Below are 11871 nucleotides of genomic sequence, written 5' to 3'. Positions count from 1 at the left end.
AGTGAGAACAACAATTCGGCGTAACGCCTTGGAAAAAACAAGGCTACTATATCCACAGAAGCGCAAAGCGACCAGCGCAATAATCCCCGGAGAGATGTCATGTGCAGTGTATTTGATGTAAACGATGACGCTGGTATCGAGCGCTTTCTCGAAGACTATGGTGTACATAACCCGCAGCGCATGTTGTTTGGCCGGCGGCGGCGCCCCACTCAGCAGGTATCCATTGTCACCGCCAGGCACGGTAGGCCTGAAGTGGAAAACGCCATTTGGCATCTGTACCTTGAACGCGACGGCGAAAACTGGAAACCCCACCGCAAATACTGGTCTATCAACAGCAACTGGCAGAAGCTGGATAAACGCCCCGAATACCACAATTCACGCTGCCTGGTACCCGCCACCGCCTGGGTGGAAAGCCTGCATGGAAAAAATCCGGTGGAATTCAGTTACGGCCAGCCTTTCTTCTTCTGCGGTTTATACAAAACCTGGGGCGATATACTCAGCTGCTCTATCATCACCATCTCCGCACACCCAAAAACCCGCAAATATCACGAAAAATCCCTTCCCATGATTGCGCCGGCGGACAAACACTTTGTGGAACAGTGGCTCAAGGGCGGGCACGACACCGCTCTCTTTGAACCCTATCTGCAGCTGCATATTGAATACGCTGGGCAGCCATTAGCTGTACAGCCGTTGGTGCGAGCTACATCTACAGAATATGCAGGGGATAGGGTGATACTCGGCTGATGATGTATTGAAACTAAATTCTTTCTCCGATAATGAGACTGAGCAACTCTGCGTATTCCGTTTGCCAGAGTCATCCACCCCTACTGTCATCAGTACCACACAGCCGAGCACGCTGCCACCATGAAAACTTATTTGTAACGGGTATCGAGCTAAAGGTGGGCATAACTTCCCAACGCTCCCGTATGAATATGTATACGCTTCTGCTTAAAGCCGTTGGAAAATCTCCTGGGATTCTCTGAGCACTCGTAGAAGGGCATATCCCAGGCACTGCTCTTTCTCTATCAGCATCGGCTCTTTGAGTGGCACCTAGAGATCCGAAGCCAGCTCATAAAGCCTTGTTTAGAAAGGATTTCAGCTATAGCGGATATTGCTGTATTCTCATTGTCGTGGATCACGGTTATTTCCTTTTTGGATTGAATGTCTGGCGACTATCAGTCTAACCGAGGACCACTCTTAAATTTCATGGGGGTGAATTGACAGAATGGATGGGGTATCACCGGTTGAGAAAAAATGGGTGGTAGATGAAAGTATTTGACAATTTTAAATGTTATTAGATGGTAATGTTATAATCTCACAAAAAATGAAAGTTATATAAAAATGGAAAATAAGTGGTCAAGCGGTATTTGGTAATGCATTTGGGTGAAGTTTCCATGGAATATGTATGCGCTCTACATGTTGGCTGTGTAAATATTGGGATGTCATGAGAAAAAGTTTAATTTTATTTGTAACCTGCTTACTCGTATCAATGGATGCTGTCGCTTCTGATTGTGTGATTTTATTGCATGGGCTGGCGAGATCTGAGTCATCAATGTCTAAGATGTCTAACGCACTCGAAGAAGCAGGCTATTATGCGGTGAATATGGGTTATCCATCACGAGAAAGCGAGATTGCACTGCTTTCTGAAGATACAATTCCAAAAGCATTAGAAAGATGTCCAGAGGGAGTTCCTGTAAGTTTTGTAACCCACTCTATGGGCGGGATTATTGTTCGGCAGTATTTGTCTGAGTATGAAATACCAAACTTAAAGCATGTGGTGATGCTCGGACCACCGAATCGAGGGAGCGAGGTGGTAGATAATCTAAAAAATGTACCGGGCTTTAAGGCAGTCAATGGCCCTGCTGGATTGCAGCTCGGTACAGATAAGTCCAGTGTGCCAAACTCTCTGGGACCTGCAACTTTCAGCTTGGGGGTTATCGCGGGAAGCAGAAGCATAAATCCAATTTTGTCTACGATGCTTCCAAATCCGGATGACGGAAAAGTTTCCGTCGAAAATACGAAGTTGGAGGGCATGAAGGATCATATAGTGATGCCGGTTACGCATCCATTTATGATGAAAAATAATGAAGTTATCGAGCAGGTTCTACACTTTTTGGAGTTCGGAGAATTTTCACATAGTAATCCTGAGCAATCTAGAGATGATGAAGTGAGCGAACTGAAGTAGCATCGCAGATAAGTATTGGGCATCTGTAGAAGATAAATTATGAGAGAAAATCGCGGATTTTTATCTGTGGCTATCAGTTTCTGTTGAAAGTATCAATCCGAACCTCCAGTATCTATGCCATGAAAACCTCCATCAAAATCAGTGCTGGAAGGTAAGACTTCATGGGCGCTAAAATTTGTGTTTCCATTGAAGAATAGGTTTCCTACATAGCTGCGCATCGCTTCATAATCGCAGGTTTCTCCCATTTCCGTGTGATAGCGGTCAAAGGCTTTTTTCGAGCAAAATATTAAAATTGCGTAGCAAGAAAATTCTACCGGAAGACCAGACCTCTCGATTGTGGCTCTTACCTGCCTTGGTCGATACCGCTTGGATCTTCCATAATCTTTTTGCAACAGACGTGGAAGTTTGCGTAAATACAACTTTATTGCTCTATTTTTCTTTATTCTTAGTATAAATCCAGTAAAAAATGCCATGGATGGCGTAACCTCTCAAAAAACAGCTCTACATGGAGTCTGATACTTGATAAACCACTATTTGTATTTGAAGTATATTAATCCTGTCAATAGTTGTTTTCGGTATGTGCTATGGTCGGAGTTATGAAAGCCTCTGATTAGATCGCTTCGCAGCAATAAGGATGTGATGAGGCAAATTGAGAGGTTAGTTACATCGTCTGTGTGAAATAATTAGGGAACCTCTGATTAATTCGCATGAACGCTTTGGTTAGTTCTGTGGCGCTCAGGCAATAGGATGGCCATTTCGAAAACGCACGAGTACTTCCCTGTAGCTCCGACGGATACATCCCTGTATCCGACGGTTTCGAAATGGCCATCCTATCACCTGAGCTTCTCATCTAGCTCCAAAGAATTTTTACCGTTAGGAAGCGAATTAATCAGAGGTTCCTCAGAAACTCCTTGTGAGTCTTTTTTAATCAGCGTCAAGAGCGAGTGTGTAGTCACAGAGGCGGCTCGGCTCTGCTTGCGACGGAAGGGGAGGTGAAATGGTTGCTGAAACAGTGCATCCGACCCAAATGTCTTTAACTCCTCATAAAACGGATGATCGATACCAAGTTCAAGCGCGCCCTGGAATTGCTTGAATCGGGCTTCCGGTGATACATCTTCACCTGTGGTGCCAGCCCAAACTTCATCTGTTCTCTCGGTTACAGTGGGTAAATACGATCATAGGGCCTGAAAAAATTCCTATAGATAGACGCTAGACCACCTGTTCACCCGCCTTGGTAAGCGTCATAATGCTATCGCACCATCAAAGTCGGCTAAAGTGGACCCGTCCGCAAAGCCACCACGCCGTAGGTCGCTCCCTGCCCATTGTCACAATTTGCCGGTGGGGTGGCGGTCGACACTGCGCCACATCGCTGATCGCGACGCCTACAGCGGTGTCCGCGTCTATTCGAACGACAAAGGTGGCGTCGTCCGAAAGACCGTGCTGGCAGGTCTCAGCAACGGCGCTAAATGTCTGAGGGAAGCCTTCGCCTGTGAGCAGCAAGTACAGGAAGCAAAAGAACTGGCGGAGGCCGAGCGGCAGCGCATCCAGGGGGGGGAGGCTACCATGGGCTATCTACTGACCTTGGGTGAGCTGATATTTCCTCCGAACAGTCAGCGCGGTTTCGCGGGTTAAAATTGCTAATTTTTAGTAACTCATCACAGTCCCCCTCCTTTGCCAAAATTTTTCATTAATTTAAAATTTGGCTTTTACAACAGGCCAAGGGATTGTCTATGTACTTGAGCGTCGAAAACCGCCGGGGAATTCGCTATCGGGTGAGAGCGGGATGGACTTACCACACCGGGATGCCCCAAAACCTCGACGTCCACCTCCTGCTGGAGACTTTTGACACGGACGTACTCGATCAGATTTACGAGCAATTCCTCGCCTTCGACAAAAAATATCCCGACCCTTCTGCGCGCAGCCTGCATACCGCAGAAAGCCACACTTCCATCACCCTCCACGCAGAGGCGCCGAGCCATCTGAGCGACAGGCACCGGCAGGTGTATCTGGCCCTGCGGGAAAACCGCCTGATCATCGAGGAAAACCCTCTGGGTGAAAACCAGTTGGCGGAACAGCAATCCCAGCTGCTGGAGCAAATCCGTCGCGGCCTGCAGCGGATTATCGCCGAGGAGCGCGCCGAGGCGGCGCGGATTCAGAAAGTCCACGAGAAGCGCAGCACACTGGAAAAAGTCGGCGCCTATATCGAGCGCGGCGCCACCGGCCTTGGCAATGCTGCCTGGGACCTGGCGGTATGGGCCAAGGACGTGATGGAAGTGGTGGCTCTGGTTCACCCCGTCCGCCAGAGTATTACAACGGTAACTGCCTCATACGACTACCTCCTGTACGACAAACCCCTGGACCAGTCCATTAGCGAACACCTGTCGCAGGTACACAAAGAAATCGTCGATGTGCTGGGCTTTGACCCCAGCAAGATTTCCCGCAAACAACTGGAACAGGCCTTTGAAATCGCCGAACTGCTGTACGGCGATCCCAACCTGCGCAGCGCTGTCACCCAGTTCGCCAAAGACTATGTCAAGGCCCAGCACAGCCTGGAAATCACCGAACTAGCCGGTGCCGGCGTATTTGAAATTATCCTCACCATCATATTGGCCGCTGTTAGCGGCGGTGCCGGCGCTGTGGCCAACATAGCCAAAAACACCCGCCTGCTCGGCCGCTTCAAAGTCGTGGGCGAACTGATGATGGACTTTGCCAAGGGCCGAAGACAACAACTGGCTCGGGCCAAAACCCGCGGCGCCCGAGGTAAAGGCGCCAGCTTCGACGACTTGGAAACCGTCGACGCCCCCGCGCCTCAGGGACCGCCCGCAGCCCCCGCACAAACCAAGGCCAGCAGCACCGACAAGAGCGCCCCGCCAGCGGACAGCGACAGCGCCAAGCAACCCCAGGCCAAAGCCGACCCCACCGAACCGGACAACACCAACAGCGAGACCGGGCAAAACCAGAGCGGCGAAACCAGCCAGAACAATGCCAACGCCGTCGAGGGCGGCGAGCCCATCAACCTGAAGACCGGCGAGGAACGCCTGACTCTGGTGGACGCCGTCCTCGACGGCCCCCTGCCGCTGGTGATGGCGCGCACCTACCGCAGCAGCAACCCCAAAGACTTCGGCCTCGGCCACGGCTGGACCCACACCCTGGGCGAACGCCTCGAATACCGCGGCAAGGACAAACCCCTGCACTTCCACGACGCCGAAGGTCGCGTCATCGCCCTGCCGGTACCCGGCAAAAGCGGCCGCAGCCACAATGTGGCCGAACGCCTCAGCCTGACCCGCATCGCCGACGACCACTGGATCATCAGCCCCTACGGCGCCCCCAAAGGTGTGCAAAAACACTTCACTGCCGCAGGATCTTCCGCCAACGCCCTGAGGCTGGCGGAAATCCGCGACGGCTACGGCAACGGCTACCGCTTCCACTACATCGAAGAACGCCTCATCTGTGTGGAAAGCAGCCTCGGAGAAGCCCTGCACATCAGCAGTACCGGCGGCCGCATCAGCGAACTGAAAAAAGAAACCCGCGACGGCCGCATCACCCAACTGGCCCGCTACCAATACAGCGAAGAAGGCGACCTAATCCAAGCCACGGATGCCGAAGGCCACAGCGAACACTACCGCTACCACCAACACGTCATCCAACAGCGCACCCTGAAAAGCGGCTACAGCTTCCACTTCGAATGGGACCGCGAAGGCCCCGGCGCCCGCTGCCTGCGCCAATGGGGCGACCCCATCGACGGCCAGCCCACCTACAGCTACCAATTCGACTGGGACCAGGACGGCAAAGGCGTCACCGTCACCGACACCCGCGGCGGCGTAGAACGCTACCGCTTCAACGACCGCGCCCTCCCCATCTACCACCGCGACCCGGAAGGCGCAGAAACCCTATACACCTACAACGACCTGGGCCAACTGACCAAAGTCCAACTGCCCAGCGAAGACGGCCAGCTGCGCGAAGAACACTACGAATACGACAGCCACAACCGCCTTATCAAAAAAATCGACGCCACCGGCGGCGAACACCGCATCGAATACAACGCCGAAGGTCTACCGGAAAAAATTACCGACCCCGCCGGCCACCGCTGGCAACGCCGCTACAACCAAAGCGGCCAGATCACCGAAACCATCGACCCCCTCGGCAACGCCACCCAATACAGCTACAACCCCCTGGGCCTCGTGGGTGCCGTCACCGACCCCCTCGGCCACACCACCCGCTACCTCTGGAACCCCCAGGGCAAACTCACCGCCGTGCACGACCCCATGGGCCGCTCGCAGCACTACCGCTACGACAACGCCCAACGCCTGATCGAAGTACAACACGGACCCAATCAGAGCACCCGCTACGAATACGACGCCCAAGACCGCATCAGCGCCGTTATCGCGCCGGACGGTACCCGCACCGAATACCGCTACACCCCTCATGGCCTGGTAGCGGAAATCATCGACGCCGAAGGCCGCAGCACCCGCTACGAATACGACGGCTTAAGCCAAGTCAAAGCCCGTACCAACCCCGACGGCAGCCGCCTCCAATACCACTACGACGGCGAGCGCAACCTCATCGGCCTCACCAACGAAAAGGGCGAACGCTACACCCTCAAATACGACCTGGCCGAACGCCTGATCGAAGAAACCGGCTTCGACGGCCGCATCACCCGCTACGCCTACAACCGCGCCGGCCACCTCATCAGCAGCCGCGCCGTCACCGACCCCGACACCGGCAAAGGCATAGACACCCTCTTCGAACGGGACCCCTTCGGCCGCCTGCTGCAAGAAATCACCCCCGACGGCACCACCAGCTTCCGCTACAACCGCCTCGGACAACTCATCGAAGCCCAAAACCCTCACCGCAAACTGCGCTGGGAATACGACCCCTGCGGCCGCGTGACCGCCGACTGGCAAGGCCAGGCCAAAATCACCCACCACTACGACGCCGCCGGCAACCGCATCGCCACCACACTGCCCGACGGCGAACAACTGAAATTTGCCTACAACGCCGCCGACCAATTCCAAAGCCTCCACCGCCGACCCGCCGGCGCCCAAGCGGAACAGCTACTCGCCGCGATAGCCCACGACGACCTCGGCCGCGAAATCCAGCGCCAGCACGGCAACGGCCTTGCCACCGAACACCAATACGACCCCCAGGGCCGGCTGCAACAAATGCGCCTTGGCAAAGCCCAAGGCACCACCGAAAAACCCGTGCAGAACCCCCTGCACCAACGCCGCTACCGCTACAACACCGCAGGCCAACTGGCACAGATCGAAGACAGCCTGCGCGGCACCCGCAACTACCACTACGACCCCCTCGACCGCCTCACCCAGGTCGAAGGCCCCAACCCCGAACACTTCATCCACGACCCGGCCCACAACATCCTCGCCGCCGCCGGCTCCGTGGAAGAAGCCAAACAACAAGCCGCCAACACCCAAATCCGCGGCAACCGCCTCGCCTTCCGCGGCGACACCCACTACCGCTACGACACCCACGGCAACCGCATCGCCGCCCTCAGAGGCAAAAACCAAAAGCTGCAAACCCGCTACCACTACAACAGCCGCCAGCAGCTGACCCGCGTCGAACAACTCAAAATCGACGACAACGGCCAGGAACAACTACAACAACAAACCCACTACCAATACGACCCCTTAGGCCGCCGCATCGCCAAAATCAACGACGACCAACACACCGACTTCCTCTGGGACGGCGACCTACTCCTGCGCGAAACCGTACAGAAAACAAACAGCAAAGAAACCGCCAAAACCCGCACCTACTACTTCGAACCGGGCACCTTCAAACCCATCGCCCTGGACGAAAACGGCGAACTCTACCACTACCACCTGGACCACCTGGGCACCCCCGACACCCTGACCGACAGCCAGGGCGAAATCGCCTGGAGCGTCAGCTACACAGCCTATGGCAACCTAGCCATCAAACACTGCAACCGCATCGAACAACCGATCCGGTTCCAGGGACAGTACTACGATGAAGAAACTGGGCTGCACTACAACCGGTTCAGGTATTATGATCCGGAGGTTGGGGCGTTTACGCAGCAGGATCCGATTGGACTCTTCGGTGGCCTGAATAACTATATCTACGTAAAAAACCCCGTTAGATGGGTCGATCCATTAGGCCTAACATGTAAAGAAATCCCAGAAAATTATGACCCCTTGACAGACACCTATACTGGTGTTGATATAAACCTATTCCCAGAAAATGAACAAATACATTATTCAGCAAAACTAGTAGCCAACAACCACACTAGTTTGAGTATTGGCGCCCATGGATCTCCGCACGCAATTGTTGACCAAAATCGAAAAGTCATTCCAGCCAAAAACCTGGCCCAAAGAATATTAAACCACCCCAAATACGAGCCGGGAATGCGTGTAAACTTACTGTCTTGCAATACTGGAAACTTCATGGCAAATAGCAACTGTTATGCGCAACAATTAGCGAATGAGTTAAATACAGAAGTTGTAGCTCCTGACACCTTGCTTTGGTATTGGACAAACGGAAATATAGCTCCTTACCAAAAATCGCCTAATGGAGAGATAGACTACAGCAAGCCTGGACAGTTTTACTTATTCAAACCGAAAACTAGATCCTAGTTATAGAAATAAAATGACTAAAAAAAAACCTGAACCAATAGATATGAGTTGGATGAACAAAGACAACTCCCAAAAGTCTAATGAACCCCCAACTTCCACTGGGGCCATTTACTTCCTTACACCAGAAGAATTAGCTTGCCATATAAAAAACGGAGAATCTGGCAACAAAAAAAGTGCAATAAAAGTTCTAAATTACTATATGTTTTCAAACCTCAACGAGGAACTAAAAGTTTACTGGATGAAAAAAGCTGCAGAATTAGGAGACACCCCATCCCAGTTTAATTATGCCTTATATTTGAGCGAGAAAGGTGAAATTGGAGAGGCAATAAAATGGGCTAAAAAGGCTGCATCATCAGGAGATTCCAGTGCGCATGAATTTATAAAGAGACTTAAATCTAGCTCGTAAACATGAAGACCTTTTGAAGAGCCTTTCTAAATATCCGTGAAAATGGAGCAGTGAAGGCCCACTTCCTGCGTCAATGGGGCTCCCCCATCGACGGCCAGTCTACCTACAGCTACCAATTCGACGGCACTATGATGAAAAAGGCGCCACCGGAACTGTGGTGGCGTAGACGGTACCGCCTCAACGGCCACCCCCACCCCATCTGCCACCACGCCCCGGAAGGCGCCGAGACTTCTGGAAAAATTTCAAACTAAAGGAAAATAAATGAGTAATTCCGATATTTAAGATCTTGTTGTAGGTAAGCGGTAATTCTTCCACACCTTAACACCCCGCTTCCCAAATGCCATCCTGCCTTCAAATCCATAAAAAAGCAGGATCAGCAATGCCATAAATCACCAAAAAGCAAAAGTACTGGCTGGACCACTACCAAGCCGCAAAATTCTCCGGAAAATCCCTCGCTGTCTATGCACGCGAGCACCAACTGGATGCCAAGTGCTTTCACAACTGGGTATACCTGCTGCGAAAACGCGGGCTGATTCCGGGGTCAGAGCCCACAAATTCCAGTGGCCGCTTTGTCCCGGTTAAACCAGTCGAGGTGGCTGTGTTACACCTACACCTTCGCCTGCAGAAATTGTGTTGCCCAACGGTATAGCCTGCAGGTTCCAGCGCTCAGCAAGGCCTTGCTGTCTGACTTATTGGCCCTGGAGGTGACATCGTGATCCGGTCATCAAAGCATTACCCCAGAGTTTACCTCTACCGAGACTGGATGGATATGCGCAAATCCATCAACGGCCTGGCGGCCATCGTCGAGTAAGAGAAGGCTCTCAATCCCTTTGAAGAAACGCTGTTTGTGTTCTGCAATCGGGCCAAGGATAAAATCAAGATTCTGTGTTGGGAGAAGAATAACATTTCGAGACACCCATAAAAATAGAAACCCTTCCTTAGCTTCATCGCCGACTGGCAAGGCCAGGCCAAAATCACCCACCACTACGACGCCGCTGGCAACCGCATCGCCACCACACTGCCCGACGGCGAACAACTGAAATTTGCCTACAACGCCGCCGGCCAATTCCAAAGCCTCCACCGCCGACTCGCCGGCGCCGAAGCGGAACAGCTACTCGCCGCGATAGCCCACGACGACCTCGGCCGCGAAATCCAGCGCCAGCACGGCAACGGCCTTGCCACCGAACACCAATACGACCCCCAGGGCCGGCTGCAACAAATGCGCCTTGGCAAAGCCCAAGGCACCACCGAAAAACCCGTGCAGAACCCCCTGCACCAACGCCGCTACCGCTACAACACCGCAGGCCAACTGGCACAGATCGAAGACAGCCTGCGCGGCACCCGCAACTACCACTACGACCCCCTCGACCGCCTCACCCAGGTCGAAGGCCCCAACCCCGAACACTTCATCCACGACCCGGCCCACAACATCCTCGCCGCCGCCGGCTCCGTGGAAGAAGCCAAACAACAAGCCGCCAACACCCAAATCCGCGGCAACCGCCTCGCCTTCCGCGGCGACACCCACTACCGCTACGACACCCACGGCAACCGCATCGCCGCCCTCAGAGGCAAAAACCAAAAGCTGCAAACCCGCTACCACTACAACAGCCGCCAGCAGCTGACCCGCGTCGAACAACTCAAAATCGACGACAACGGCCAGGAACAACTACAACAACAAACCCACTACCAATACGACCCCTTAGGCCGCCGCATCGCCAAAACCGACAGCGACCAACACACCGACTTCCTCTGGGACGGCGACCTACTCCTGCGCGAAACCGTACAAAAAATAAACAGCGGAGAAACCGCCAAAACCCGCACCTACTACTTCGAACCGGGCACCTTCAAACCCATCGCCCTGGACGAAAACGGCGAACTCTACCACTACCACCTGGACCACCTGGGCACCCCCGACACCCTGACCGACAGCCAGGGCGAAATTGCCTGGAGCGTCAGCTACACAGCCTATGGCAACCTAGCCATCAAACACTGCAACCGCATCGAACAACCGATCCGGTTCCAGGGACAGTACTACGATGAAGAAACTGGGCTGCACTACAACCGGTTCAGGTATTATGATCCGGAGGTTGGGGCGTTTACGCAGCAGGACCCGATTGGACTCTTCGGTGGCCTGAATAACTATATCTACGTAAAAAACCCCGTTAGATGGGTCGATCCATTAGGCCTAACATGTAAAGAAATCCCAGAAAATTATGACCCCCTGACAGACACCTATACTGGTGTTGATATTAATTTATTCCCGACAAATGAACATATTCACTACTATGCTAAAAAAGTTCCAAACAACCATACTAGCTTAAGCATTGGGGCTCATGGGGATCCGCATGAAATTATCGATCAAAATCACAATCCAATTTCAGCAAATAAATTGGCCCAAATGATATTAAGTCATCCCAAGTATGAACCCGGGATGCGAGTGAACTTGCTATCATGCAACACCGGAAATTTCAAAGCCAACAGCAACTGCTATGCACAGCAATTGGCTAATGAAATAAAGTCAGATGTATTGGCGCCAGATACTACGTTATGGTATTGGCCTGATGGAAAGGTAGCCCCTTATGAGGAATTAGAAATCGGGGGCATAGACTACAATAGGCCTGGAAATTTTTATCTTTTTAAACCTCAAAACGGCTTATAAGAAAAGGATAGATAGCACC

General features: G+C 52.8%; 11 protein-coding genes. 8 read left to right on the top strand and 3 right to left on the bottom strand.

Features of this window, described 5'->3' with window-relative positions:
• Positions 1-99 precede the first annotated feature (99 nt).
• Positions 100-744, top strand: coding sequence for an SOS response-associated peptidase family protein (locus A3224_RS09860; protein ID WP_067153928.1), 645 nt, complete (start codon positions 100-102; stop codon positions 742-744).
• Positions 745-1444: 700 nt separating this feature from the next.
• Positions 1445-2185: an esterase/lipase family protein gene (locus tag A3224_RS09855; RefSeq protein ID WP_067157787.1), complete on the top strand. Its 741-nt coding sequence runs from the start codon at positions 1445-1447 to the stop codon at positions 2183-2185.
• Between the two features lie 92 nt (positions 2186-2277).
• Here the strand turns inward: A3224_RS09855 and A3224_RS16895 are convergent, their stop codons facing one another.
• Positions 2278-2658 carry a DUF6559 family protein gene (locus A3224_RS16895; RefSeq protein ID WP_139223312.1) on the bottom strand — a complete coding sequence of 127 codons (381 nt, stop codon included), beginning with the start codon at positions 2656-2658 and terminating at the stop codon, positions 2278-2280.
• Between the two features lie 865 nt (positions 2659-3523).
• Here A3224_RS16895 and A3224_RS09850 point away from each other — a divergent pair.
• The 5 genes from A3224_RS09850 (at position 3524) to tnpA (ending at position 9842) form a co-directional block, all read left to right on the top strand.
• Entirely contained in the window at positions 3524-3817 is a 294-nt protein-coding gene (locus A3224_RS09850; RefSeq protein WP_067153926.1) for a hypothetical protein, read from the top strand.
• Between the two features lie 98 nt (positions 3818-3915).
• Entirely contained in the window at positions 3916-8787 is a 4872-nt protein-coding gene (locus A3224_RS09845; RefSeq protein ID WP_082817471.1) for an RHS repeat-associated core domain-containing protein, read from the top strand.
• Between the two features lie 13 nt (positions 8788-8800).
• Positions 8801-9193, top strand: a complete 393-nt coding sequence (locus A3224_RS09840; protein ID WP_067153921.1) for a sel1 repeat family protein — start codon at positions 8801-8803, stop codon at positions 9191-9193.
• A gap of 50 nt (positions 9194-9243) precedes the next feature.
• Positions 9244-9444 (top strand): hypothetical protein, encoded by a 201-nt coding sequence (locus tag A3224_RS16890; protein ID WP_139223324.1) that lies wholly within the window; start codon positions 9244-9246, stop codon positions 9442-9444.
• Between the two features lie 137 nt (positions 9445-9581).
• Positions 9582-9842, top strand: a complete 261-nt coding sequence (tnpA, locus tag A3224_RS17645) for an IS66 family insertion sequence element accessory protein TnpA (protein ID WP_407939294.1) — start codon at positions 9582-9584, stop codon at positions 9840-9842.
• A gap of 75 nt (positions 9843-9917) precedes the next feature.
• Here the strand turns inward: tnpA and A3224_RS17715 are convergent, their stop codons facing one another.
• Together A3224_RS17715 and A3224_RS17275 are read right to left on the bottom strand one after the other, a co-directional pair.
• Complete coding sequence (locus tag A3224_RS17715; RefSeq protein ID WP_231902347.1) at positions 9918-10265, bottom strand: hypothetical protein; 348 nt, start codon at positions 10263-10265, stop codon at positions 9918-9920.
• 39 nt (positions 10266-10304) lie between these two features.
• Positions 10305-10664, bottom strand: coding sequence for a hypothetical protein (locus A3224_RS17275; RefSeq protein WP_231902346.1), 360 nt, complete (start codon positions 10662-10664; stop codon positions 10305-10307).
• Here A3224_RS17275 and A3224_RS09830 point away from each other — a divergent pair.
• On the top strand, positions 10644-11852 hold the full coding sequence (locus A3224_RS09830) for an RHS repeat-associated core domain-containing protein (RefSeq protein ID WP_231902345.1): 1209 nt from the start codon (positions 10644-10646) through the stop codon (positions 11850-11852). The two genes, A3224_RS17275 and A3224_RS09830, sit on opposite strands and share 21 nt — an antisense overlap.
• Positions 11853-11871: the final 19 nt, after the last annotated feature.

Origin of the sequence: Microbulbifer thermotolerans (assembly GCF_001617625.1) — a bacterium.
Classification (GTDB): domain Bacteria; phylum Pseudomonadota; class Gammaproteobacteria; order Pseudomonadales; family Cellvibrionaceae; genus Microbulbifer; species Microbulbifer thermotolerans.
The sequence above is the reverse complement of the archived record's forward strand: the minus strand, read 5'-3'. Positions and strand labels throughout refer to the sequence as shown.